Annotated in this window: 22 protein-coding genes and 1 pseudogene; 12 read left to right on the forward strand and 11 right to left on the reverse strand. The window is 66.7% G+C overall.

The genetic code is table 11. The features are described from left to right. Positions 1–2 precede the first annotated feature (2 nt). Positions 3–356 (forward strand): heme-binding protein, encoded by a 354-nt coding sequence (locus C6A86_RS06165; RefSeq protein WP_105365027.1) that lies wholly within the window; start codon positions 3–5, stop codon positions 354–356. On the opposite strand, the gene C6A86_RS06170 is transcribed toward C6A86_RS06165, so the two are convergent. Further along, positions 353–1012: a TetR/AcrR family transcriptional regulator gene (locus tag C6A86_RS06170; protein WP_105365001.1), complete on the reverse strand. Its 660-nt coding sequence runs from the start codon at positions 1010–1012 to the stop codon at positions 353–355. The two genes, C6A86_RS06165 and C6A86_RS06170, sit on opposite strands and share 4 nt — an antisense overlap. A gap of 82 nt (positions 1013–1094) precedes the next feature. Between C6A86_RS06170 and C6A86_RS06175 the strand changes: the two genes are divergently transcribed. Then, positions 1095–1589: a VOC family protein gene (locus tag C6A86_RS06175; protein ID WP_105365000.1), complete on the forward strand. Its 495-nt coding sequence runs from the start codon at positions 1095–1097 to the stop codon at positions 1587–1589. On the opposite strand, the gene C6A86_RS06180 is transcribed toward C6A86_RS06175, so the two are convergent. Continuing rightward, the gene (locus C6A86_RS06180; RefSeq protein WP_105364999.1) at positions 1586–2497 is read right to left on the reverse strand and encodes a serine hydrolase; all 912 of its coding nucleotides are present in this window, start codon (positions 2495–2497) and stop codon (positions 1586–1588) included. The two genes, C6A86_RS06175 and C6A86_RS06180, sit on opposite strands and share 4 nt — an antisense overlap. Positions 2498–3092: 595 nt before the next feature. Here C6A86_RS06180 and C6A86_RS06185 point away from each other — a divergent pair. Then, entirely contained in the window at positions 3093–3392 is a 300-nt protein-coding gene (locus C6A86_RS06185) for a hypothetical protein (RefSeq protein ID WP_105364998.1), read from the forward strand. 112 nt (positions 3393–3504) lie between these two features. Here the strand turns inward: C6A86_RS06185 and C6A86_RS06190 are convergent, their stop codons facing one another. The 6 genes and pseudogenes from C6A86_RS06190 to C6A86_RS06215 all read right to left on the reverse strand — a co-directional run bounded on the left by C6A86_RS06190 (position 3505) and on the right by C6A86_RS06215 (position 10526). Beyond that, positions 3505–4302, reverse strand: a complete 798-nt coding sequence (locus C6A86_RS06190; protein ID WP_105364997.1) for an SDR family oxidoreductase — start codon at positions 4300–4302, stop codon at positions 3505–3507. A gap of 9 nt (positions 4303–4311) precedes the next feature. Further along, positions 4312–5841, reverse strand: a complete 1530-nt coding sequence (locus tag C6A86_RS06195; RefSeq protein WP_311101057.1) for an AMP-binding protein — start codon at positions 5839–5841, stop codon at positions 4312–4314. Continuing rightward, a pseudogene (locus C6A86_RS06200) lies at positions 5838–6612 on the reverse strand (SDR family NAD(P)-dependent oxidoreductase). The gene C6A86_RS06195 and the pseudogene C6A86_RS06200 overlap by 4 nt, the downstream one beginning before the upstream one ends. A 1-nt stretch (position 6613) precedes the next feature. After that, positions 6614–8113, reverse strand: a complete 1500-nt coding sequence (locus C6A86_RS06205; RefSeq protein ID WP_105361716.1) for an AMP-binding protein — start codon at positions 8111–8113, stop codon at positions 6614–6616. Further along, positions 8110–8853, reverse strand: coding sequence for a GntR family transcriptional regulator (locus C6A86_RS06210; RefSeq protein WP_105361717.1), 744 nt, complete (start codon positions 8851–8853; stop codon positions 8110–8112). The genes C6A86_RS06205 and C6A86_RS06210 overlap by 4 nt, the downstream gene beginning before the upstream one ends. A gap of 80 nt (positions 8854–8933) precedes the next feature. Beyond that, entirely contained in the window at positions 8934–10526 is a 1593-nt protein-coding gene (locus C6A86_RS06215; RefSeq protein ID WP_105361718.1) for an SMP-30/gluconolactonase/LRE family protein, read from the reverse strand. Between the two features lie 159 nt (positions 10527–10685). On the opposite strand from C6A86_RS06215, the gene C6A86_RS06220 reads away from it, so the two are divergent. The 8 genes from C6A86_RS06220 to C6A86_RS06255 all read left to right on the forward strand — a co-directional run bounded on the left by C6A86_RS06220 (position 10686) and on the right by C6A86_RS06255 (position 20492). After that, a complete protein-coding gene (locus tag C6A86_RS06220) occupies positions 10686–11531 on the forward strand; it encodes an SDR family NAD(P)-dependent oxidoreductase (protein WP_105361719.1) in 846 nt (281 codons plus the stop codon). Between the two features lie 12 nt (positions 11532–11543). Next, positions 11544–12956: an aromatic ring-hydroxylating dioxygenase subunit alpha gene (locus C6A86_RS06225; RefSeq protein ID WP_311101058.1), complete on the forward strand. Its 1413-nt coding sequence runs from the start codon at positions 11544–11546 to the stop codon at positions 12954–12956. 70 nt (positions 12957–13026) lie between these two features. Continuing rightward, the gene (locus C6A86_RS06230) at positions 13027–14208 is read left to right on the forward strand and encodes an LLM class flavin-dependent oxidoreductase (RefSeq protein ID WP_105361982.1); all 1182 of its coding nucleotides are present in this window, start codon (positions 13027–13029) and stop codon (positions 14206–14208) included. Further along, positions 14205–16052 carry an NAD(P)/FAD-dependent oxidoreductase gene (locus C6A86_RS06235; RefSeq protein WP_105361981.1) on the forward strand — a complete coding sequence of 616 codons (1848 nt, stop codon included), beginning with the start codon at positions 14205–14207 and terminating at the stop codon, positions 16050–16052. The genes C6A86_RS06230 and C6A86_RS06235 overlap by 4 nt, the downstream gene beginning before the upstream one ends. After that, positions 16049–16882, forward strand: a complete 834-nt coding sequence (locus C6A86_RS06240) for a TauD/TfdA family dioxygenase (protein ID WP_105361980.1) — start codon at positions 16049–16051, stop codon at positions 16880–16882. Before C6A86_RS06235 ends, C6A86_RS06240 begins: the two co-directional genes overlap by 4 nt. After that, entirely contained in the window at positions 16879–17790 is a 912-nt protein-coding gene (locus C6A86_RS06245; protein WP_199196068.1) for an SDR family NAD(P)-dependent oxidoreductase, read from the forward strand. Before C6A86_RS06240 ends, C6A86_RS06245 begins: the two co-directional genes overlap by 4 nt. Beyond that, positions 17787–18941, forward strand: coding sequence for a CaiB/BaiF CoA-transferase family protein (locus C6A86_RS06250; RefSeq protein ID WP_105361979.1), 1155 nt, complete (start codon positions 17787–17789; stop codon positions 18939–18941). Before C6A86_RS06245 ends, C6A86_RS06250 begins: the two co-directional genes overlap by 4 nt. Positions 18942–19181: 240 nt before the next feature. Then, positions 19182–20492 carry an HNH endonuclease signature motif containing protein gene (locus tag C6A86_RS06255; RefSeq protein WP_105361983.1) on the forward strand — a complete coding sequence of 437 codons (1311 nt, stop codon included), beginning with the start codon at positions 19182–19184 and terminating at the stop codon, positions 20490–20492. A gap of 145 nt (positions 20493–20637) precedes the next feature. Here C6A86_RS06255 and htpG read toward each other — a convergent pair whose 3' ends face one another. The 3 genes from htpG to C6A86_RS06270 all read right to left on the reverse strand — a co-directional run bounded on the left by htpG (position 20638) and on the right by C6A86_RS06270 (position 25348). Beyond that, positions 20638–22545, reverse strand: coding sequence for a molecular chaperone HtpG (gene htpG, locus C6A86_RS06260; RefSeq protein WP_105361978.1), 1908 nt, complete (start codon positions 22543–22545; stop codon positions 20638–20640). A 62-nt stretch (positions 22546–22607) separates the two neighbouring features. Further along, complete coding sequence (locus tag C6A86_RS06265; RefSeq protein ID WP_105364443.1) at positions 22608–24152, reverse strand: aldehyde dehydrogenase family protein; 1545 nt, start codon at positions 24150–24152, stop codon at positions 22608–22610. Next, positions 24149–25348, reverse strand: a complete 1200-nt coding sequence (locus C6A86_RS06270) for a VOC family protein (RefSeq protein WP_105364442.1) — start codon at positions 25346–25348, stop codon at positions 24149–24151. Before C6A86_RS06270 ends, C6A86_RS06265 begins: the two co-directional genes overlap by 4 nt. An 18-nt stretch (positions 25349–25366) precedes the next feature. On the opposite strand from C6A86_RS06270, the gene C6A86_RS06275 reads away from it, so the two are divergent. Then, the gene (locus C6A86_RS06275) at positions 25367–25828 is read left to right on the forward strand and encodes an Lrp/AsnC family transcriptional regulator (RefSeq protein ID WP_105364441.1); all 462 of its coding nucleotides are present in this window, start codon (positions 25367–25369) and stop codon (positions 25826–25828) included. The last annotated feature ends 14 nt before the right edge of the window (positions 25829–25842 follow it).

Genomic DNA, 25842 nt, shown 5'->3' on the forward strand with positions numbered 1-25842 from the left:
GCATGCTGATCAATCCCATCCCGGCACGGCGGGTAGTGGCGGGGGCGTTCGCTGCGCTCGCCGTGTTCTGCTCCGTCGCAACGGCATCCGCGGAGCCGCTGCCTCCGCCTCCACCACCGCCCAACTGCACCGCCGCAGATCTGGCCGGGGTGATCGCCGGAGTCACCGCGGCGACATCGGCCTATCTGTTCACCCACCCTCCGGTGAACGATTTCTTCACCGGTCTGAAGGGTAAGACACAGGACGAGCGCCGAGCCGAGCTCGGCACCTACCTGGACGCCAATCCGCAAGTCCGCGACGAACTTCGGGGTATCCGACAACCCACCAGGGACTTCCGCGCGCGCTGCGGCGGCTAACGGTTCGCGGCCGATACCGCCGCGGCGAGGGGTGCCGGGATACCCGGCACCCGCCCGACGGCGTCGAGCAGGCTGTGGGTGCAGGTGTCGGCGACGACATCGGCGTCCAGGGTGGGGTCGAGCACACGCTGGCGGCACAGCTCGAAGGTGAACGCCAGCCAGCCGTACACGGTGGCCCGCAGGTCGCGGGCCGTGGTGCCGTCCAACGGTCGGCCCGCGGCGGCGCACAGGCGATCGATGATCCGTTCGGCCTGTTTGGCATTGGCCGTCTCGACCAGATCGTCCACGCCGCCCAGCACCGGATCGGCCCGCCCCATCCCCAGGTATGCCGCCCACGCGCCGTGCGGATGCTGCTCGTCGTAGTGCAGATAGGCCAGCACGCCTGCGCGGACCTGGTCGAACAGCGACTGTCCGGGATCGGCCGGGGCGTTGGTGGCTTCGAACAACCGCTCGCCCTCGGCCCGGACCACCGCGGCGAAGAAGGCGCGTTTGTCCGGGAAGTAGTGATACATCAGGGCGCGGGACACCCCGGCACGTTCGGCGATCTCGTCGATCCGGACTTCGTCATATGGGCGTTGACCGAAGACCTCGGCGCCCAGGATCAGCAGTTCGCTGCGTCGATCGCCGGGGGAGAGCCGGCGCCGGGTTTCGCCCACGCAGGCATCGTAGTGCGCACGCGTGCCACCGTAGATCCGGACCAGCGACCGTGCGAGCCTCCCGGTCTGTCACACTCCAGTCATGATCCAGGGCTTCTCCCATATCGGCATCGGTGTCACCGATCTCGACCGTTCGATCCGCTTCTACACCGAGGTATTCGGGTTCGCGCAGCTCTACCAGCTCGACTTCGACAACAACGAAGTGGCCGCCACCATGGAGCAGGAGGGGCGATTCCGTTCCGCGATGCTCATCCGCGACGACATCCGGATCGAATTGTTGCAGTGGGTCGACGTCCCGATCACCGGGTCGGGGCAGCGCAAGCCGATGACGGAGCTCGGTTTCACCCACCTCTCGTTCCGGGTGGAAGACGTCGACGGCCTCACCGAGGCGATCCTTGCCGCGGGCGGGACTCTGGTGGAGTCGACGCGCACCGTGCTGGGTGATGCCGCGGACCCGACCTCGGGCCGGTTCATCTATCTGACCGACCCCGACGGCACGCGCATCGAACTCATGCAGAACGTGCCCGATCTCTCCGGGATCAGCGCCGCCGACATCGCGGCGGCGGCCGGCGGTTAGATCGTGCCGCCCGGGAACATCGTCTTGACGGCCTGGGTGATGTCCTGGCGGGCGGCGGACTCACTGGTGGGGTCCAGCGAGCTGATCGCCATCACGTAGCGGCGGTCGGCGCCGATCACGCCGGTGGACACGTGTAGCTGGTTGGGGCCGCTCCAGCAGCAGAACCAGCCCTGCTTGACCGCCACCGGTTCGGCGTAGAGCCCCTCGGGGATGCCGAACCGCTGTGGGTAGCCGTCGTTGCCGGTCGGGGTGGATTGCGCGAGGTTGCTCATGATGATGCTGGCCTGTTGGGGCGGCAGCCCGCCGCTGCCGTTGAGCAGCATGTCGTAGTAACGCACCAGATCGCCTGCGGTGCTTGTGGTTACGTCCCAGCGCCCGTTGTAGGGCGCTGTGGTGCCGGCCAACCCGTACCGTGCCTTGATGCGGGCGATGACGGCGTTGCCGCCGCTACGATCCCAGAAGTTCTGGGCCGCGCTGTCGTCCGAGGAGCGCAGCATGGCGTCGAGGGAGCTGCGATCGGCAGCCGAGAGTGTGGTCTTGCCTTCCGCTTCCTGCAGCAGCAGATCGTCGGCGATGAACAGCTTCACCACGGACGCGATCGGAAAGGACTGGTTCGCCCCGGTCGCAGCGGTCTGGCCCGTGTTGCGGTCCAGCACGACCGCCGTGATGTCGGCGCCGGACCTGGCCGCATCCGCGGCAGCCTGCTGCACGCGCGCCTCGAGTCCGGCGAACGTGGGAGGCGGGCCGGGCGGCGCCTCGGGCGGAGCGGGAGCGACGACCGGAGCCTGCGGGACGTTCTCGGTGGCCGGTGGCGCACCCCAGGACCGCGCCTCGCAACCGTTGACGAGCAGCGCCACACCTACGATTGCCATCGCTGTCATCGTGCGATGACGAAGCCGCCGACGCATATTTCTCCTCTGAGCAATCCTGAACCGGGAACGCGGTACCAACGCTGTACCCATCCGTCACCCCAGCCTAAACGGCGGACCCGACGGTGGCTCATCGGCGACAGCGACACCGTTCCATCACGGTAGGACCGGCAGTGCCGTGCTGACTGGTACTGGCGATGCCTGTGTCCTCGCGTCCTCCCACTCGACAAGATCGGAGCCTGGTTTCGGGGGTCACCGTCCTCGTGACGTTCGGCCGCGACCTCCCCGAGGAGTTGCTCTGCGCGCTGTCGCATATTCCGCGCATCGAATGCGGTGCGCGAGGCTCTGATCCGCTGTCGGGCTGACACCGCCGATTCCTGCTCCCGACCGGGAAGCGCCGGCGCCGAAAGCTCCTTCTCCGGAGAAGTATTGGTAGTTCCTATGAGTCCCATGACAGTGTCCGGGTGAGCCCATACCGTTGAGGGTGTGAGAGGACCGGTTTCGCGAGGTGCGAATCGTCGAACTCAAAGCCTCTGAGAAACAATCGAATATGTCGGCAGCAACAACGCTCTGCGCCGTCCGGCGCACACTCACCCGGACCACTCCCGCTGTCGCATTGACATATCAGCAGGGAATGGCCGAACAAGAAGAGGATTTCGACATGAAGAAGACACTCATCTCCGCGGCGACCTTTATCACGTTGGCAGTCACAGCATTTGGGATGGCGAGTACCGCCTCGGCGGCGCCGTCGGGTGCATCGGCCACCGAGACCGTCGAGGACCTGCGCGCCCGGGGGTACAACGTGCAGGTGAACGGCACCCGCAGTGGGCCGCTGTCCAACTGCTCGGTGGATGCGGTGCGCGGAATGTCAAGCGACGCTCCTGGTTCCACCGTGTACGTGGATCTGTCCTGTTCCACCGAGTACATGGACTGAGTCTCGGAAGGACCAGCGCCGAGGCCGCGTCAGGCGTTCACGTCACTGACGCTGCCTATCGGCGGAGCCCGTGGCAACGAGTTGTCGGTCTTCACCGGATGATCGCGCGGGCTCAGCCACCCAACGCCCGCTGATAACGGCGCATCCCGGAGATCCAGCGGTCGTAATCTGCGCCCTTGCCGCGGTACATGTCGAGTACCGACGCGTGCGGTAGCACCAGGAAGCGGCCTTCGCGGATGCCGTCCAGGGTCGCCGACGCCACGTCCTCGGCGCTCAGCACGTCACCGGCGGTGGTGATGGATGCGGCCGCGACCCGCGCGGTGGCATCGGCGGAGTCGGTGATGGCGTCCAACAGTGGGGTGGCCACCCCCATCGGGCACACGCACGTCACGCCGATACCGTTGTCGCCGTGTGTGATCGACAGCCATTCGGCGAACCCGACCGCGGCGTGCTTGGACACCGCGTAGCCGGCGGCCCCGACCTGGGTGAGTAGACCGGCCGCCGAGGCGACGCTCACGAAGTGGCCACTGCCGCGGGCGATCCAGTCCGGCAGCAGCGCATCGGCGGCCCGAATGTGTGCGCGTAGGTTCACCTCCAATACCCGGTCCCAGTCGCCATCGGACCCCAACCCGGAAGCGCCGATGACACCCGCGTTGGCCACGTAGATGTCGACAGGGCCGAACCCCTCCCGTGCGGCGTCGAGCAGGGTGGCGATACCCGCGACGGAGGCGGCGTCCGCGCCGACACCTGCCGCGCGCTCGCCGATCCCGGCAGCGGTCGCGTCGGCGGCGTCGGCATCGATGTCCCCGGCGACCACCGAGGCCCCGGCGTCAGCGAATTGCTGCGCCAGGGCGCGACCGATTCCGGAACCCGCCCCGGTGATGACCACGACCTTGCCTTCGATCTGCATGGGACGTGTCTACCGCATCGATCCCCGTCGCTTCGCTCGCCCCGCCACCAGTTCGCGCAACTCCCGCTTGAGCACCTTGCCGTAACTGTTCTTCGGCAATTCGTCCACGTAGACGTAGCGTTTCGGCCGCTTGAACCGGGCGATCCGCTCGAGCAGATGGGCATCGAGGGCATCCTCGGCAGCCGTGCCCACGATGAACGCCACCACCACCTCGCCCCACTCCTCATCGAGTGCACCGACGACACAGGCCTCGATGACTCCGGGGTGCTCGATGAGCACCTCTTCCACCTCGCGCGGGTAGATATTGCTGCCGCCGCTGATCACCACGTCCTTGCTGCGGTCGCGCAGGGTGAGGTATCCGCGCGCGTCGAACGATCCCATGTCCCCGGTGTGCAGCCAGCCGCCGACCAGGGTGGCCGCCGTGGCCGCCGGGTTGTTCCAGTAGCCCGACATGACGACGTCGCCACGACAGGCGATCTCGCCGATCTCGTCGACGGCGGCCGGGTTGCCGTCGGCGTCGAGTACCGCGACTTCGACACCCGAGCGCGGGTAGCCGACCGAGCCGAGCACCGCGTCATCGGCATCCGGGTGATCCTGCTTACGCAACCCGGTGATGGTCATCGGGGCCTCGCCCTGGCCGTAGAGCTGGACGAAGATCGGGCCGAACGCCGCCATCGCCTTCTTGAGACTGTCCACGTACATCGGGCCGCCACCGTAGACGACGGTCGTGAGGTTCGCCGGGCGTGGCCGGCCGGTGGCGACCAGCCGCTGCACCATCGTGGGCGCCAGAAAGCAACTGGCGCCGGGGTGATGGTCACAGAGGTCGAGGAACTCGTCGGGTTCGAAGCCGGACGATGCCGGAATGACCTGCCGGGCACCACGCAGGATGTACGGCGCGATGTAGAGACCAGAGCCGTGCGACATCGGTGCGCCGTGCACCAAGCTGGAATTCTCGTCCGGCGAGTCGAAGTCGGCCAGATGCGACACCGTCATCGCCATCAGGTTGCGGTGCGAGAGCATCGCGCCCTTGGACCTGCCGGTGGTACCGCTGGTGTAGAACAGCCAGGCCAGGGCGCCGGGATCGGTGTTGGCCGGGACCGCGGGGTCGAATCCCAGGCGGGCGGCGTAGGCGGGGGAGTCGATGTCCTCGACCGGAACGCCGGTGACCCCCGCGAGCGCGGCGGCGATCTTCGGTGACGCGAACACCACCGCGGCGCCGGAATCATCGAGGATCTGCGCCATTTCCAGCGGGTGCAGTTTGAAGTTGATCGGGACCACGGCGCAGCCGGCGGCCCACACGGCGAACATCAGCTCGATGATCTCGGGCCGGTTCTCGCTGGCGATGGCGATTCGGGCGCCGGTATCGAGGCCGCGCGGGGCGACCGCAGCGACAGGGGAATGGCCTGTCACCGACGTGGCCAGCCGCAGCGCGCGGTCCCGGAGTTCGGCGAAGGTGTGCAACTGTTCAGTACCGCGGTACACCGCGCCGCGCTCCCCGAAGCGCGCCGCGGCCTGGTCGAGTACCGCAAACAGATTCACCTGGCAACCCACTCGGAGGTAAGCGCGAAGTCCGACAGGTACTTCGTCGAGCTCCAGCCGCCGTCGACGACGATGGTCTGGCCGTTGATGAAAGCGCCTCCGGGAGAACACAGGAACGCCACCGTGCTGGCGATATCGTCGACCGTGCCGAGGCGGGTGTGCGGTGTCATCTCGGTGTTGATCTTGCGGAAGCGCTCGTCCTCCAACCGGGTGGCGACCATCGGCGTCAGGGTGACTCCGGGCGCCACCGCGTTGCAGCGGATGCCTTCGGCGCCGTACTGACAGGCGATGTGGCCGGTCAGCGCGGTCAGTCCGCCCTTGGCCGCGGAATAGGCGCCGCCACGCATCCCACCGACCACCGCGAATGTCGATGTCACGTTGATGATCGCCGAGCCCGGCCCCATGTGCGGAAGCACATCGCGGGCCAACCGGAACGGTGCCCGCAGCATCAGGCCCAGAAAGTAGTCCAGCGACTCGTCATCGGTCTCGTGCAGCGGTTTCGGACTGCCCACGCCGGCGTTGTTGACCAGGAAATCAACATGACCCCAACGGGACACCGCGGCCTCGACGATCTGCGCCGGTGCCTCGTCGGCGGTGAGGTCCACGGCCAGCGTCGCGATCCGGTCCGGATCGCCGACCGCGGTCTTCGAGTTCGGCCAGCCGGTCCCGGTCCCGGCCCGCGCCCAGCACCGCCATGCCTGCCTCGGCAAGTTTGACGGCGCAGCCGAAGCCGATCCCGCTGCTGGCTCCGGTCACGATCGCTACCTGCATATCAGTGGAGCCCTTTCGTCAGCGTCGCTCGGATCTGGTGTTTGAGGACTTTCCCGGCGTCGTTCTTGGGCAGTGCATCCCAGATGGCCACCTGCTCGGGGGCCTTGAACGTGGCCAGGCCGTGCGCGCTCAGCAGATCCCGCAGATCCTGAACCCCGGGCGTGCTCTCTGCCGCGGGAATGATCACCGCGCAGGCCCGCTCACCGGTGCGGGAGTCCGGAATCCCCACGACGGCGATCTCGGCGATACCGGGATGCCCGATCAGGATGTCCTCGACTTCCTTCGGGGAAATGTTCTCGCCGTTGCGGATGATGATGTCCTTGGCGCGTCCGGTCACCACCAGGTGGCCGTCCTCGGTGAGGTGGCCGAGATCGCCGGTGCGGAAGTAGCCTTCGTCATCAAAGGCCTCCGAGGCGTCCTCCTCGTGCAGGTAGCCCGTGAGCATCTGGGGTCCGCGAACCCTGATCTCGCCGTCGACGACCCTGATGTCGGCGACCCCGGGGTGGCCGTCGGTGTCCGCCGCGCGCTCCGCGTCCTCCGGCGAGCCGACGGTGGACACCGGGACCTCGGTGGAGCCGTACACCCGGGTGACGATCGCCTTGTCGAAATACCCGGTGGCCTTGCGGATGAGCGAGGGCGGCACCGACGCGCCTCCACAGACGAACACTTTGAGATCGGGCAACCGGCTGCCGGCGCGTTCGGCCGCATCGAGCAGCCCGACCAGAAACGGTGTGGCGCCGGCCGTGTGGGTGCAGCGGTGGGTGCGCATCAGGGTCACGGCCTCGTCGGGATCCCACTTCTCCATGAGGACGGCGACCGATCCGAGCAGCAGCGGACACTCGAAGGCGTAGATCGAACCGCCGATATGGGCGATGGGGGAGGGCACCAGGAAGGCGTCACCCTCGTCAATGCGCCAGTGCTCACCGAGCTGGCGTATCAGGGCATGGAGCGAAACATGGCTGTGCAGAACCCCCTTGGGTCGCCCGGTGGTGCCGGAGGTGTACATGATCATCCGCACCGCGTCGGAGTCCAGGTCCACGGGATCGGCGGGCGGTGCGGCGAGAAGCTCCGGCAGCGGTGTCTGCCCCGGATGTTCCCCGCGGACCACGACGACCTCCGGTGGCGAGGACACGGTGGTCGCCACCCGCGACACCATGGCGGCATAGTCGAATCCTCGGAACTGCCCGGGAATGAAGATCATTCGGACGTCGGCGTCGGTGAGGATGAACTGCAGCTCGCGGTCGCGCAGCGACGGCAGGATCGGGTTGACCACCATGCCCGCCATGGTCGCGGCCAGATAGACGATCGCGGCCTCGTGCCAATTGGGCAGCATGAAGGACACCACGCTGCCGGTGGGCATCCGTCGCGCCATCTCGGTGGCCAGAGCCCCGGCCTGCCGGTGCAACGCGGCGACCGTCAGGTCGACGTCGCCGTCGACGATGAGGACCCGGTCCGGAGTGTCCTGCGCCGCAACGCGAAGCGCGTCGGCGAGTGTGCTCACGGCCGGCCCTTGACGCGGCGCATCGTCATCGAATGGCGGTACCGGGCCGCCGGGTGGGTGTTCACGGTGACCTGAGCGACCTCACCATCGGAGGTCGTGTAGCTGCGCTGCATCTGCAGGGCGGGGGCACCCGTCTCGATGCACAGCAGGTCGGCCAGTTCGGCCGAAAGCGCGATCGCGGTGATCTCCTGGTGCACCTCGGTGATGCTGACACCGTAGAGATCCTCGATCAGCGGGAAGATCGGTCCCGAATGACGTTGCAGCATCCGGCCGACGGCGGCGAAAGCCCGATTGATGTAGTACTCGGTGCGGCAGATCGGAGTGTTGGTCGCGGCATCCCGCCGGTATCCCCGCACGGCCAGCCATTGCTCGCCGAGCCCCAAGCCGGTGCGGTCGGCCAGCTCGGCGTCGATGGTGACCATCGCATGGGAGTCGATCTCGAACTGTGCGCCCGCCGCGAACGCCAGCAGGTCATCGATCGACATCACGTCCTGGGCATAGGAACTCGACGACGGACGCGGTACGACCAGGGTGCCGGTCCGCGGACGCGAGGACACCAGGTTGTCGTCGCGCAGCCGGCGCAGCGCCTCGCGCACGGTGTACCGGCTGACCGCGAAGCGATCGCACAGTTCGTGCTCGGTGGGCAGCTGGGAGCCGACGGGGTAGACCCCGTCCACGATCTCCTTGCGCAGCGTCCGCGCCACCTGCAGATAGCGGTGTTCTGTCGCTTCAGTGGTCATAGCTCGGCTCCCGGTCGCTCCGGTCCTCGCTCCGCTGCGATCTTCACTTCGCGCTCGCCTTCAGTGGTCATGTTTCGGCGTCACCACTTCCGCAGCGCGTACACGCTTCCCTCGCCGTCGGCCGAAACATACAGCGTGCCATCGGGTCCGGCGGCGATACCGGCGAACGGGCCCTGCGGTCCGGAGAACGGTGGCATGCCGCGCAGCGGCTTGACGCTCACCCCGGGTGGCGCGCCGACCGGCAGCCCGGCGGCGATGGTGTGGCGGGCTCCGGTGGCCAACTCGACTGCGATGACCGCCTTGCTGCCGGCGTCCACGATGTAGAGCAGGCCGTCGCGCACCAGGATGCCCTGCGGGGTGATCAGCCCGTCGACGACGGTGTCGGTACCTGATGCCGTCACCCGCAGCACCGCGGAGTTCACCGAGACCAGCATGCTGCCATCGGCGTCGGTGGTCACCCCGACCGGGGTGTCCAGATCGGCGGCCAGCACCTGGATGCCGTTGTCGGTGATGGCGAGCACTCGCCCGGTGCCCTGTTCGGCGACGACCGCGGTGCCGTCGGGCAGCAGGGTTACCCCGTAGAGCTGATCCAAACCGTCTGCCAGATAGTCGGTTTCGTTGTCGGCGGGTCGGTAGCGGGCCACCTGCCCGCCGGAGGTGGTGACCACGAACTCGCCGGGGCCCGCCGGGGTCAGCCCGCGGACGAATCCCGGGTAGCCGGGGCTGAACAACATGCCCACCGTCTGCAGTGCGCCTCCGTCACCCAGACTGTAGAGATAGGTGCCGTCGGCGATGTAGAGCACGCCGTCGGCGCCGACGGTGATGTCCAGCGGCCAGTTCAGCCCGCCCGGCAGCAGCGCGCGGGTGTCTCCGCCGCCGAGGATCTCGGTGATGGCGCCGGTGAAGTGAGAGACGAACAGCCGCCCGTCGACGAACGCGCAGTTGTCCAGCCCCGGTGTCAGGGTGGCCAGCACGGTCTGGGCGCCGGTGCGCGGATCGATGCGCAGCACCTGACCGCTGGCGACCTGGGTGGAAACGATGCTGCCGTCGGCGTCGAACTTGACCGAATCCGGCACCCCGAGGTCGCCGGCGACCACTTCGGCGTCCCCGCCATCGGGGTGCACCCGCCAGATCTGATTGGCGTTCATCACCGGGAAGTACAACAGCCCGTCCGGTCCAAATTCCATGGCATTGGGGGAGGGTAGGTCGGCCAGGATCAGCCGCGGCTCGCCGCCGTCGAGGTCCATCTCGACCAGGCGGCCGCCGTCGCGGCACTCGTTGACGAACAGCCGGCCCTGATGGGTGGTGATGCCGTTGGCCGAGGGCAGATCGTCGCGTAGCACCCGGGTGGTCCCGGACGCATCGCGCGCGCTGACCCGGCCGTCCATCACCTCGGTGGCGAAGAGGCTGCCGTCGGCTCCGAAGGCCAGATCGTCGGGGGCGATGATGTCGCCGCCCTTGGCGCTGATCGTCTCGATCTCGCCGGTGGTCACGTCCAGCGCGCTGATCTGGCTGCCGGTCACCTGCGCGATGTAGAGCCGGCCGTCGGGGCCGGTGCGCAGGCCGTTGGCGCCGAACAGCCGGCTGGGCTGGGTGAGGCGGGTGAGGGTCCAGCCGGTGGCGGCTTCCGGTGACGACGCGGCCGGGTACCGGCCGGCCTGCGGGGTGCTCATGGGCTGGACGCTATCAAGCCCCTGCTAGTCCAGACAATAGTCCGGCAGTGGCGACGGCCCGCCCTTGACGAGCAGATAAGTGCTGCGGAATAGTGTTCTCCGTTGTGCAGAGTGACATATGTTGTACGGACAAATAGAGACACCTGACCGAAGGCGGTTATGACTGATCTCCTGAGCCTGGATGGCCGCATTGTGGTGGTCTCCGGCGCCGGTGGTGGTGGAATCGGCACCACCGTGACTCGACTGGCGGCCGAGGCCGGAGCGACGGTGATCGCGGTGAGCCGCTCCAAGGACAATCTCGACACCCACGTCACCCCGCTGGCCGACCGCGGCCTGCCGGTGATCCCGGTGGCCGCCGACGCCTCGACCGATGAAGGCATCGAGACGGTGCTGGACGCGACGCGCACGGCCGACGGCACGCTCTACGGTCTGGTGAACATCGCCGGCGGTGCCGCACCGGGAACCTGGATGCCGGCCACCCGAGTCTCCCGCTCGGACTGGCGTGAGCTGTTCACCGCGAACCTGGAGACCATGTTCTTCATGAGCCAGGCGGTGGCCGCCGAGATCCGCGCCGCCGGTCACCCCGGCTCCATCGTGTCGGTGTCCTCGATCAGCGGGATGAACAGCGCACCGTTCCACATCGCGTACGGCACTGCGAAGGCCGCGATCGTGGCCGCCACCCGAACCTTGGCCGTCGAGCTGGCCCCCCACGACATCCGTGTCAATGCGGTGGCGCCCGGGGTCACCGAGACCGCGGCATCGGCCACCTACGTCGACGCGGACCCGGACCGCGATCAGCGGGCCATTGCCATGGGCCGCCGGGGCACCCCCGAGGAACAGGCCGGGGCGATCCTGTTCCTGCTGTCGGATCTTTCTGGCTATGTCACCGGGCAGACGCTGCTGGTCGACGGTGGACTCAATCTGCGGTGGACGCATCTGGGAGCAGACAACACGTCGTTGTTCTTGAAAGACCAGAACTTCCGCGAAGCGATCAGCCGGATCTGAGAGGACAGGCACATGACCCACACCGAATCCGATCTCGACGCCGCGATCGAGATCGACGCCGAACCCGACGATTCCACGGGTGAGATCGCCGAGGATCTGTCGACGGCGATGACCATCCCGGTCGATGCCTATATCTCTCCGGAGTATGCGCGCAACGAACGAGACAGGTTGTGGCGCAAAGTCTGGCAGCAGGTCGGACGGGTCGAGGAGATCCCCGAGGTGGGTAGCTACCTGACCTACGACATCCTCGACGACTCGATCATCGTGGTGCGCACCGGAGCGGACACTTTTGCCGCCCACCACAACGTCTGCATGCACCGCGGTCGCAAACTGATCGACAACCCCGAGGGCGCCAAGAACGCGACCGGCCGCGCACGCAAGTCCTTCGTCTGCGGTTTCCACGGCTGGACCTACGGTCTGGACGGTGCCTGCACCCATATCCGTGAACAGGACGACTGGCAGGGCAAGCTCACCCCGGGCACCACTCATCTGGCCCCGGTGCAGGTGGACACCTGGGGTGGATGGCTTTTCGTCAACATGGACCCGCACTGCGAGTCCTTGGTCGATTACCTGCACCCGGCCGCGAAGATCCTCGACCCGTTCGGCCTGGAGAACATGCGCTACAAATGGCGCAAATGGCTGCACTTCGACTGCAACTGGAAAGTCGCGATGGAGGCCTTCAACGAGACCTACCACGTGTTCACCACCCATCCGGAATTCAACAAGTTCGGTGAATTCAAGGGCTGGGCCAAGGCGCAGGGCAAGCACAGCAACATCGGCTACGACGCCCCGAAGGGGATGGACGAGACCAAGTCCAAGATCCGCCTGGGCACCGGCGATCCGCGTATCTCCACCGCCGAGATGCAGGTCTACACCATGGAAGAGACCAACGCCACGACGACCAAGACTCTGGTCAACGCCGCCAAGCGACTCGTGGACGAACTGCCCGAAGGCACCCCGGCCGATCAGGTGCTGCAGCACTGGCTGGCCTCGGCCCGCCGTGACGACGAGGCCCGAGGCGTGATCTGGCCGACCATTCCGCCCGACATTCTCGGCCAGAGCGGCACCGCGTGGCAGATCTTCCCGAATTTCCAGGTGGGACAGGGCCTGACCAGTGCTTTGTGCTATTCCGCACGCCCCGACCCGAGCTATGACCCGAACAAGTGCATCTTCGAGGTCGCGGTGTTCGAGCTGTATCCCAAGGGCGAAGAGCCCGCGACGGAGTGGGCCTACACCCCCAAGGATTCACCGAACTGGCTGTCGGTGCTACCGCAGGACTTCTCCAATATGGCTGCGGTGCAACAGGGTATGAAGTCGGCGGGATTCCCCGGCACATTGCCCAATCCATACCGCGAGCGCAGCACCGTGAATCTGCATCTACAGCTGTCCAAGTACATGGGCAGCGGCGAACCTCAAGATATTTAGCGATTTCGGCCTGATCGGACGCGCTGAGCGCAGCGAATCACGCCGAAATCACCTCAGCAAGGAGACGATTATGAAGGTCAATCTCGGTACCGGTGCGCAGAACTCGCAGGACTGGGAACGGGTCATGGCGGGCGATTTCAGCAGCCCGCCCGCGACGCCGGACTACACGTGTGTGCAAGCCGCGCTGGCATTGGGTGACCTGGCCGAGCCGCTCGGTTACGACGGCATCTGGTTCCCCGAGCATCAGGGCACTCCGTACGGCATGACGCCCAACCCGATTCAGGCGCTCACCTACTTCGCGGGCCGCACCGAGCGGGTCAGCCTGGGCACCTTCGTCGCCGTCGCGCCGTGGTGGAACCCGGTGCGGCTGGCCCACCAGATCGCCTACCTCGACATCGTCTCCAATGGCCGCTACAACACCATCGGCATCGGCCGCGGGGTGTCCAAGAGCGAGTTCGACGCCGTCGGTGTACCCCGCGAGCAGAGCAGACAACGGTTCAACGAGACGCTGGACATCCTCGAACTGGCATTCTCCGGCGAGCGGTTCTCCTACGACGGTGAGATCTTCAAGTTCCCGGAGATGTCGCTGCGCCCCGAGCCGCTCAGCAAGGATCTGTTCTCCCGCATCTTCAGCTCGTCTTCGACCGCCGAATCGTTGGAGATCCTGTCCCGGCGCGGCATGGTGCCGCTGTTCGTCGGCAACAAGCCCATCTGGGATGCCGGCGAGGAGGTCCGCAAGGTCAACACCTTCCGCGCGGAGGAGGGCTTCGAGCCCTGTCAGCCCAAGAACGTGATGTTCATGTACGTCACGGAGAAGGAGGACGACACCCTCGCCGCACTCACCGAGCAGTGGATCTGGACCGCCAATCGCGACGTCAACGTCCACTACGGCTTCGCCGACGCGTCGAACTTCAAGGGCGTCAGCGGCTATGAGGCCTACGCGGCCCGCGAGGCGACCGCCACCGCGGTGCTCGCCTCCTCGGTCACCGGCGACCAGAAGAAGGGCGGCCCGCCCGGGTACCACGCCTCCAACCTGCTCATCGGCACCCCCGAGGTGGTCTTCGAGAAGCTCAAGGCCGCCCAGGAGGCGTGCTCGTTCTCCGAGGTGACCATCGTCCCGCAGTTCGGCACCATGCCCTACGAGGACGCCTTCGAGAGCACCAAGCTGTTCGCCAAGGAGGTGCTGCCGGCCGTACACGAACTCGCAGCCCCGCTGCATCCCGCCGCCCTGCCGGAGAACGCCACCGTATGACCGACCAGCAGACCTGCGGGCCGACCGACACCCCGACCGATATCGACATCCCGGCGATCCGGGAGAAGTACGCCGCCGAGCGGGCGAAGCGGTTGCGCTCCGAGGGCGCCGATCAATACCTGGAACTGGAAGGCGATTTCGCCGAATTCTACGAGGTCGACCCGTACACGACGGTCACCGAACGGGACGCCGTCACCGAAGACGTCGACGTGGTGATCCTCGGCGGTGGCTTCGCCGGGCTGCTGGCCGGGGCCCACCTGAAGAAGGCCGGCGTCGAGGGTATCCGCGTCATCGAGATGGCCGGCGATTTCGGCGGTGTCTGGTACTGGAACCGTTTCCCGGGCATCCAGTGCGACAACGACGCCTACTGCTACGTCCCGCTGCTCGAGGAACTCGGCTTCATGCCGTCGAAGAAGTTCGCCGACGGCGCCGAAATCTTCCAGCACTGCCGCAACATCGGCAAGCACTTCGGGTTGTACGACGGCGCGCTGTTCTCGACGCAGGTACGCGATCTGCGCTGGGAGGATTCCACCCAGCGCTGGCAGATCAGCACCGATCGCGGCGACGATATCCGGGCCCGGTTCGTGGTGATGGCGCAGGGGTCCTACAACCGTCCGAAACTGCCCGGAATCCCCGGGATCAAGGACTATGAGGGGCACGTGTTCCATTCCGCCCGCTGGGATTACGACTACACCGGCGGTGACGCCGACGGCGGGTTGGGCAAGCTGGCCGACAAACGTGTCGCGCTGGTGGGCACCGGTGCGACCGGCATCCAGCTGGTGCCGCATCTGGGTCGGGACGCCAAGGAGCTCTTCGTGTTCCAGCGGACACCGTCCTCGGTCGATGCGCGGTCCAATCCGCCCACCGATCCGGAGTGGGCGGCGTCCCTGCAACCGGGCTGGCAGGCGGAGCGCAAGCGCAACTTCCACAACTGGTCACCGTTCGTCGGCGTGGTGTTCGGTGAACCGGATCTGGTCTGCGACTTCTGGACCGAGCTCGGACGCAACCTGACGGCCCGGATCGCGGCCAGCGAGGATCCCGCGTCGGTGACCATCGAACAGATCATGGCGTTCCGGGAGGAAGAGGACTACAAGATCATGGAGCGGCTGCGCCGCCGGGTCGCCGAGATCGTCGAGGATCCCGAGACTGCCGAGGCGCTGAAGCCGTACTACCGCTTCATGTGCAAGCGGCCGACCTCCAGTGAGCAGTACCTGGCGTCCTTCAACCGGCCGAATGTGACACTCGTCGACGTGTCGGCCTCCAAGGGCGTGGAACGGCTGACCGCCAACGGCATCGTCGCCGACGGTGTCGAATACGAGGTCGACTGCGTGATCTTCGCCAGCGGTTTCGAGATCTCCACCGAGATCAGTCGGCGTTTCGCGATCGACAGCATCGTCGGCCGGGATGGGTTGTCGCTCTTCGACTATTGGCAGAACGACTACAAGACGCTGCACGGGATGACCACCCGCGGGTTCCCGAACCAGTTCTTCATGGGCTTCATCCAGGGCGGCGTGTCGGCCAACACCACCGCGATGTTCGAGCAGCAGGCCGAGCACATCGCTTACATCATTGCCGAAGCTCAGAACCGCGGCGCCAGGACGGTCGAACCCAGCCAGCAGGGCCAGGATGCCTGGGTCGCCACGGTTCGCGAACTGTCGATCGACAACTCGGCATTCGAATTATCTTGCACGCCGGGATATTACAACAACGAGGGCCGCGGTGGCGCGGAGCGCAACGGCTCCTTCCTCGGTGACTTCTACTCGCCGGGTTTCTACGCCTTCGACGACCTGATCGCGCAATGGCGGGCCGCGGGCGACCTCGACGGACTGGAGCTCACCCCATGACGACCGCCACTGAGGCATTGCAGACACGGGCTATCAAGGAGCGCATCGGATCGGAGGTGCGCGCCGACAAAGACACCTTGCTGTCAGGAGAATACGCCGGTGAGATCCGGGAGCTGCTGGAGCAGCGGGGAGTGCTGGTCCTCCCGCAGATCGGATTCAGCGATGAGGAGCAGATCGCCTTCACCGAGACGCTCGGTACCTTCGCCCCCGAGGCTCGCGGTGAGAAGCTGTACAAGGTGTCGTTGGACACCGAAGTCAACAAGCAGGCGGATTATCTGAAGGGGTCGCTGTACTGGCACCTGGACGGCACCATGAACGAGGTGCCGATCCTCGCCTCGCTGCTGCAGAGCGTGGCGCTGGGGAACCCGGATGAAGGCGACACCGAATTCTGCAACACCTACGCCGCCTATGACGACCTGCCCGATGAGGACAAGGCCGAGATCGCGGATCTGCGGGTGATGCACTCGGCGTGGAACACGTTGTTCTACTACAACCCAGAGCCTTCGGTGAAGACCCTCAAGCAGATGATGGCCATCGGTGACCGGGAGCTGCCGTTGGTGTGGACCCACAAATCGGGTCGCAAGTCGCTGGTGCTGGGGGCGACCGCGCGCCACATCACCGACATCGACTACACCCGGAGTGCGGAACTGCTGGTGCGCCTGCGCGATTGGGCGACCCAACCGCAGTTCACCTACCGGCACAAGTGGACCGTCGGGGACCTGGTGATCTGGGACAACACCGGCACCATGCACCGGGCCACACCGTATGATCCCAGCTCGGGGCGGCTGTTGCAGCGCACCAAGCTCGAGGGCGAGGAACCGTTCGCTTGACCAGCCAGCTGCGCTTCGACGACCGCGTCGCCGTCATCACCGGTGGTGGACGCGGTCTGGGCCGGGAGTACGCGCTGCTGCTGGCATCGCGGGGCGCCAGGATCGTCGTCAATGATCCCGGCGGCAGCCTGACCGGCGACGGGTCGGATGAGGGCCCGGCCCATGACGTGGCGCGCGAGATCATCGCTGCCGGTGGGCAAGCCGTCGCCTGCACTGAATCGGTCGCCACCCCTGACGGCGGCAAGGCCATCATCGACGCCGCCATTGCGAACTTCGGGCGCATCGACATCCTCATTCACAATGCGGGTATCGTGCGCCGCGGCTCACTCAAGGAATTGAGCTATCAGGATTTCGAGTCCGTACTCGATGTGCACCTGCGCGGCGCTTTCCATGTGGTGCGTCCGGCGTTTCCGCTCATGTGTGCCGCCGGCTACGGGCGGATCGTGCTCACCTCCTCGATCGGCGGTCTGTACGGCAACCACGGTGTCGCGAATTACGCCGCTGCCAAGGCCGGAATCATCGGTCTCACCAACGTGGCCGCACTCGAAGGCGCCGCCGAGGGCGTGACCTGCAATGCGATCGTCCCGGGCGCGGTCACGAGAATGGCTGAGGGACTGGACACCTCGGCATACCCGCCGATGGGATCGGATCTGGTGGCGCCTGCTGTCGGCTGGCTGGCGCATGAATCGTGTTCGGTGAGTGGCGAACTGTTCGTGGCGATCGCCGGCCGGGTCGCCCGCGCGTTCATAGCGGAGACGCCCGGGGTGTATCAGCCATCTTGGTCCATCGAGGACGTCGCGACCAACATCGATGCCATCCGCGGTGGCACCGCACCGTTGGAGTTCGCGCCGGTGCCCGACGGACACACCGACCACATCCGCTTCTCATTCGGGATGGCCGCCCAATGACCGAATTCCAGGGGCCGCTCAAAGGGGTGCGGGTCATCGACCTCACCGCCATGGTGATGGGGCCGTACTGCACCCAGATCATGGCCGATATGGGCGCCGATGTGATCAAGGTGGAACCGCCGGCCGGCGACAACACCCGCTACATCTCGGTCGGTCCCGTGGCCGGGTTGAGCGGTGTCTTCATCAACGTGAACCGCGGCAAGCGGGGCGTGATGCTGGACCTGCAGACCGATGCGGGCAAGGCCGCGTTGCGGTCGTTGATCGAAACCGCCGACGTGTTCATCCACTCGATGCGGGCCAAGGCCATCGCCAAGCTGGGGTTCGCCTATGAGGACGTCGCCGCGCTGAACCCGTCCATCGTCTACACGAACTGCTACGGGTACGGCAGGCGGGGCCCGGACGCCGACCGCCCCGCCTACGACGACACCATCCAGGCCGAATGCGGATTGCCTGCGGTGCAAGAACAATTGACCGGTGAGGCCAGCTATGTCGGCACCATCATGGCCGACAAGGTGGCGGGTCTGACGGCCCTGTACGCCACCACGATGGCGCTGTTCCACCGCGAGCGCACCGGTGAGGGGCAGGAGGTGGAGGTCAGCATGTTCGAGACTATGGCATCGTTCATGTTGGTCGAGCATGCCAACGGCGCCATGTTCGACCCCGCGCTCGGCCCGGCCGTGTATCCCCGCGCGGTGGCGCCCAACCGCAAGCCGTACGAGACCAAGGACGGTCAGATCGCGGCGCTGATCTACAACGACAAGCACTGGCACGCCTTCATCGAGCGGGTGCAGCCCGTCTGGAACAGCGTCGAGTTCGCCACGCTCGAGCAGCGCGCCAAGCAGATCGACACCGTGTACGGGCTGGTGGCGCAGACGCTCAAGGAACGCACCACCGAAGAGTGGCTGCAACTGTTCCGCGAACTGGAGATCCCGGCCGCCGCCGTCAACACCCCGGACGCCTTGTTCGACAACGAACATCTCAATGCCGTCGGACTGTTCGAGACCATCCAGACCGCGCACGGCCCGATTCGTCTGCCGGGCGTGCCGACCTGGTTCTCCCGGACACCCGGCCGCGTGCACGGGCCGGCACCGGAGCTGGGCGCCGACACCGAGAAGGTGATGGCTGAACTTCAGGCGCTGCCGCGGCATTAGCAGGTGTTTGTCGTACGGGAATGGTGTTGCTCACCGGTGTCCTGACCATCACCCTTGCACGGGGCGAAGACTCGGCGTAGCATCGAACACAAGTTCGAATGCGACGTTGCTCCCATCACCACTCGGTGAGCACAGACCGCGACTCCGGTCGCCGCGAGGTTCGATGGCTCCTGTGGGGACCCCCGGACCGTATTGACTGATCGTGCCCGTTGGGCACCTTCTGTGAAAGTCGGTATCCACATGGACGCCACTGATCTCGACACGTTCATTGATGCGTTGATTGATGACCTCACCCCGGTGCCTGCACCCGAGGATGACGCCGATCGCCGGTTGTGTCATCTGCTCGACAGTCCCCGCCGGATCGTTGATGAACCACCCCTGTTGGCGGTGCTGGCGGCGGCGGTGACCTTGCGCAATCTGTTCGATCATGTGATCGCCCAAGCGGTCGCGGCCGCCGAGCGGGCTGGGATCCCGCCACGCAAGCACCTGCGCACGGGGGCCGATCTGCTCACCAGTCTGGGTGTGGCGCCGGGTGCGGCGTACCGGGCTGCGCGGGTGGGCCGGGCGGCGCACACCTTGCCGGCGTTGACGCAGTTGCAGCGCCTTGGTGGGGTCGGTATCGAGTTCGCCGACGCGGTCGGCAAGGGCGTCGCGCATGTGTCCGGCAGGGTCGCGTTGTCTGATGAGGACCGGGCCGCTGTCGTGACGACGCTGATGATCGAGACCACACCCTCCGGTGTCGATAAGAAGGCCCGCGAGATCGCCATCGCGAAGGCCGCCGTATCGCCGCAGGCTGAGGATGTGGTGCCGGTCGCCGAAAACACTGACCTCAACGACATGACTGTGGTGCAGACCGAGGACGGGCGGGTCGCGGCCAGCCTGGATCTCGACGCGCTCACCGCGGAAGAACTGCTCGCCGCGCTGGACCCGTTGTGCCGGCCGATACCGCTGCCCGACGGGTCCCCGGACCCACGCCCGACCGGGCGCCGCCGCGCCGACGCGTTCGGTCAGATCATGCGGACCTACCTGTCGAGCTCCCTGCGCCCGATGAGCGGGGGCGTGCTCCCGCACGTCACCCTCACCCGCCCCGCCGCAGCTGGATCCGTGGACTTTCTCGGATTCGGCGGGCCCGTCAGCACCCGCACCGCCGACCTCATCATGTGCGACAGCACCCTGACCTCGGTGACCATCGACGCCGCCGGCGCACCGCTGGACGTCGGGCGCAGCGAGCGACTGTTCACACCCGCCATCCGGAAAGGGTTGGCGGTCCGCGATCGTGGGTGCGCGCACCCCGGGTGCGGGCGTCCGGTGTCGTGGTGCGACGCCCACCACATCCAACCCTGGAGCAGCGGCGGGCGCACCAGCATCGACAACGGGGTGCTGCTGTGCCGACTGCACCACACCGCGATCCACCACGGCGGCTGGCAGGTCTACCTCGGCGCCGACCGCCACCCCTGGTTCATCCCGCCCCATGACCCGGCCGGCCCCGAACCGGCACATCTGCGATCCCACGCCCGACGCACCATGACCGACCTGCCCACCGCCGCATAACCAAACCCGCACGGCACCTTGACAACTCCACAGAGAACACCGCCCACGCAGGCGGGGCCGGCGGGGAGCACGCCGCCGGACCCGCCACGGCGAACCACGCCAACGTGCCCCGGTCAGAGGCGACCCGTGGCCTGTGTGGCCGGCCCTAGAAGGTCTTGGCCAACCGGTCAGCGAGAATGGCAGCGAAGCGCGCCGGGTCGTCGAGGGACCCGCCCTCGGCGAGAAGAGCGGTGCCGTACAGCAACTCGGCGGTATCGGCGAGCCTGTCCGGTGACGACGCCAGGGCGTCCCGCAGACCCGCGACGAGGGCGTGATCGGGGTTGAGCTCCAGGATCCGCTTGCCCACGGGCACCTCCTGACCGGAGGCGCGGTACATGCGCGCCAACTGCGGGGTGATGCCGAAGGCGTCGGTGATCAGGCAGGCCGGCGACGACGTCAGTCGGGTTGACAGCCGCACTTCCTTGACGTGTTCGTCGAGCGTCTCCTGCAGCCAAGTGAGCAGATCGGCGAAGTCGCTGCGGTCGGTATCGGCCTTGTCGTCTGCGGAGCCGAGATCGACCTCGCCCTTGGCCACCGACTGCAGTGCCTTGCCGCCGAACTCCGGCACCGATTCGACCCACACCTCGTCGACCGGGTCGGTGAGCAGCAGTACTTCATAGCCCTTGGCCTTGAAAGCCTCCAGATGGGGAGAGTGCTCCAGCAATTGGCGTGATTCGCCGGTCGCATAGAAGATCTGTTCCTGGTCGTCCTTCATTCGTCCCACGTAGTCGGCCAGCGTCGTGGGCGTTTCCGGACTGAACGTGGACGCGAATGACGACAGGCCCAGCACGGTGTCGCGGTTGTCGGTATCGGAGAGCAGCCCCTCCTTGAACGCGCGGCCGAACTGCGTCCAGAAGGTCGCGTAGTCATCCGGGCGGTTTGCCTGCAGCTCCTTGATCGCCGAGAGCACCTTCTTGGTGAGACTGCGCCGGATCACCTTGATCTGGCGGTCCTGCTGCAGAATCTCACGAGACACGTTGAGCGACATGTCCTGTGCGTCGACGACACCCTTGACGAACCGCAGGTACTCCGGAATGAGCTCGTCGCAGTCGCTCATGATGAAGACCCGCTTGACGTACAGCTGCACGCCGGTGTGCCCGTCGCGGTTGAACAGGTCGAACGGTGCCATCGAAGGGATGAACAACAGCGCCTGATACTCGAACGTGCCCTCGGCCTTCATCGCGATGACATCGAGTGGCTCATCCCACGCATGGCCGATGTGCCGATAGAACTCCCGGTACTCCTCCTCGGAGACCTCGCTCTTGGACTTCGCCCACAAGGCGGTGCGCGAGTTGACGGTCTCCGTCTCGATGGTGACGGTCGGCTCGCCACAGTCCTCGGTGGCCGGGGCCGTCTTCTCGACCTGCATCCGGATCGGCCAGGAGATGAAGTCCGAGTACTTCTTGACCAGCTGCCGGATCTTGAACGGCGCGGTGTAGTCGTGCAACTCGTCGTCGGCATCCTCGGGCTTGAGGTGCAAGGTGACCGACGTGCCCTGCGGAGCATCGTCGACGGCCGCAATGGTGTAGGTGCCGTCGCCGCTGGATTCCCAACGGGTGGCGGTGCTCTCGCCGGCCTTGCGGGTCAGCAGGACGACCGAGTCGGCCACCATGAACGTCGAATAGAAACCGATACCGAATTGACCGATGAGGTCGCTGACCTCGCCCTGCTGCTGCGCCTCGCTGAGCTTTCGGCGCAACTCGCCGGTACCCGACTTGGCGAGCGTGCCGATCAGGTCGACGACCTCGTCGCGGGACATGCCGATCCCGTTGTCGCGGATGGTCAGCGTCCTTGCGGCCTTGTCTGCATCTATCTCGATGTGCAGGTCGGACGTGTCGACGTCCAGGTCCTTGTCCTGATACGCCGCGAGCCGCAACTTGTCCAGCGCGTCGGAGGCGTTCGAGACCAGTTCCCGCAGGAACGAGTCCTTGTTGGAGTAGATGGAGTGCACCATCAGCTGCAACAGCTGACGGGCCTCGGCCTGGAATTCTCTCTGTTCGACCTGCTCGCTCACAGCCCGCGATATTACGTGCGGCGGGCAGGAGCGCATCGACCCGGGGTTGGACCCGGCCCCGCTCAGCCGAACTGCACGCCCTGGGCGAGCGGCAGCTCGGACGAGTAGTTGACGGTATTGGTGGCCCGGCGCATGTAGGCCTTCCAGGAGTCCGATCCGGACTCCCGGCCGCCGCCGGTCTGCTTCTCGCCGCCGAACGCGCCGCCGATCTCGGCGCCCGAGGTACCGATGTTGACGTTGGCGATACCGCAGTCCGAACCGTCGGCGGCCATGAACCGCTCTGCCTCACGGACGTCGGTGGTGAAGATTGCCGACGAAAGTCCCTGCGGCACCGCATTGTTCAGCTCGATCGCGGAGTCCAGATCGTCGTAGGTCAGCACGTACAGAATCGGGGCGAAGGTCTCGTTGTGTACCACCTCGGTCTGCTCGGGCATCCGGACCAGCGCCGGTGCCACGTAATAGGCGCCCTCGTCACCCATGTCGTGACGGTGCCCGCCGATGGCCTCGCCGCCGTCGGCGCGGGCGGCCTCCAGTGCACCGACCATGTCGCGGTAGGCGCGGGCATGGATCAGCGGGCCCACCAGGGTGCCCTCGACGGAGGGGTCACCGATGGGCAGCGTCTTGTATGCCGCGGCGATCCGTCGGCACAGCTCGTCGGCGATCGAGGAGTGCGCGATCACCCGTCGCATCGTCGTACACCGCTGCCCGGCCGTCCCGGCCGCCGAGAACACGATGGCGCGCACCGCGAGGTCGAGATCCGCTGACGGGGTGACGATGGCGGCGTTGTTGCCGCCGAGTTCCAGCAGTACCTTGCCGAAACGGCGAGCCACCCGCGGGCCGACCGCCTGACCCATTCGCACCGAACCGGTCGCGCTCACCAACGCGACCCGGGGATCGTCGACGAGTTGTTCACCGATCTCGCGGCCACCCTGGATGAGGCGGGCGACGTTCTCCGACGCGCCGACGTCGGCGCAGGCGCGCTCGAGCAGCGCCTGGCACGCGATGGCGGTCAACGGGGTCAATTCCGACGGTTTCCAGACCACGGTGTCCCCGCACACCAGCGCGACCGCGGTGTTCCACGCCCACACCGCTACCGGGAAGTTGAAGGCGGTGATGACGCCGACCACACCGACCGGGTGCCAGGTTTCCATGAGTCGGTGGCCGGGCCGTTCGGAGGCGATCGTCTTGCCGTAGAGCTGGCGGGACAACCCGACGGCGAACTGGCAGATGTCGATCATCTCCTGCACCTCGCCGAGCGCCTCGGAGGTGATCTTGCCGGCCTCCACCGTCACCAGCGTGGCGAGATCGGACTTGTGCTCGGTGAGCAGTTCCCCGAGCCGCGCCACCAACGCACCGCGCACGGGAGCCGGAGTGGTCCGCCAGCCGAGGAAGGCCGCCGCGGCGGCGGCGATGGCGTCATCGGTCTCGGCCGCGGTGTGCTCGGGAACAGTGAAGAGCACGGCGCCGCTGATCGGGCTGCCCGCGGGCAGCCCCGGCCCGTTCGGTGCCTCAAGCCGGGCGTCGGCGCCGATCGCCTGCAAGGCGACGCGTACCCGGTCACGGAGGTCATCGGCGGTGGGGAGGGTACTGGTCTGCATGACGGTCATGATGCCGCTTTCTCGTAGAGGGCGTAAGGGTCGTGAATGTGATGGTCGATGGCGCCCGACATCCAATCGAGGTTGTAGCCCGACGCGTCGGATTCGTGCACCGGTTCGGCATCGGTATCGAGGTTGGAGCGGAAGATGCCGGCTGCCGATGCCGGCAGGAAGTCCTCGTAGACAATTGGTTTCGCCGGATCCCCGCCGTGGTAGTACGCGAGACCCTCGGCGGCCATGGCCGCATGGGTGTCCGGGAAGTACGCGTGCCAGCGACCGGGATCGGCCATGGCCGCGTCGTAACGTTCGCGACCCGCCGGGGTGAGCGCCACACCGCGTGCCTCGACCTCGCCGAAGCGCACTCGCAGCGTGCCGTCGGTCACCGCGCCATCCCGACCGCGGAACCGTCGCGGTTCGGCGAGCGCCCGAAAAGAAGTCTGGCGTAGCAGCACCGCGGGCCCGGCGGTGCGTGGCGGTCCCTGGATCGCGTCGATCATGGTGACGCCGCGAGCGGTCATCCGGGCGTACAACTCGTCGATGTCCAGCACGCGGGGCGTGAGGTGGTTGATGTGGGTGGTCTGCACACCGGCGATGTCGGCAGCCACCGCCGACACCGCCGCCAACTCGTCGTACCAGGCCTTGTCGATCGGCTCTTGGGACAGCGCGAACGTCGCGGTGGCTCGGCGCACGAAGTCCTCGGCGTCCGCGGACGGGCAGCCGTCGATGGCGATGCGGCGGGCCTGGGCGATCAGCGCCGGATCGAAGAGCTGACGACTGCCGATGAAGGTGCCCACCCTGGTGCGCAGGTCGGGGGAGAAGAACCGCGCGTCGTCGGTGGCGAGCATCGAGGTGAACACCCGAAAGGGGTTAGCGTCCAACTCGTCTATATCGATGGGCCGGAACGCCGTCGACACTACCGGCACCGGGGAGGCCGCCTCGCGAAGATCGTAGAACCCGACCGGGAACATGCCGAATGCCGCGAAAAGGTCGGCGGCGTCGGCAAGTTCGGTGGCGCTGCCGACCCTGATCGCACCGTGGCGTTCCGCGGTGACCCGACCCGGCGAGCCGAGGGCCGCCGAGCCGGTGTGATCGCGATTCACCTCGGCGGTGACCTCGACAAGGGTGGTGTAGGCGGGGACCTCCGCGCCGTACATCTGCGACAGCGCAGCGGCGAACGATGCGCGCAGCTGTGAAGTGGGAACGGTCATCTGCGATAGTCTCCGGCCATGGTCGACACCGAGCACCTCGACGATATCGATCGGATCCTGGTGCGCGAGCTCATCACGGATGGACGGGCGACGCTGGCACACCTTGCCGCGACCGCGGGGCTTTCGGTGTCGGCGGTGCAGTCGCGGGTGCGTCGACTGGAATCCCGCGGTGTGGTGACCGGGTACACGGCCCGGATCAACCCCGAGACCGTCGGGCACATGCTGTCGGCGTTTGTGGCCATCACTCCTCTTGATCCCTCTCAACCCGATGATGCTCCGGCTCGGCTGCGCCACATCGATGAGATCGAGTCGTGCTATTCGGTGGCCGGCGATGAGAGCTATGTGCTGTTGGTGCGTGTCGCCTCGGCGCGGACGCTGGAAGACCTGCTGCAGCGCATCCGCACGGCGGCCAATGTCCGCACGCGAAGCACCATCATCTTACAGACTTTTTACGACGGAAGAACCAACCTGCCGGAATAGTTCCTGTCAGATGG

Origin of the sequence: Mycobacterium sp. ITM-2016-00316, from assembly GCF_002968335.2 — a bacterium.
Classification (GTDB): domain Bacteria; phylum Actinomycetota; class Actinomycetes; order Mycobacteriales; family Mycobacteriaceae; genus Mycobacterium.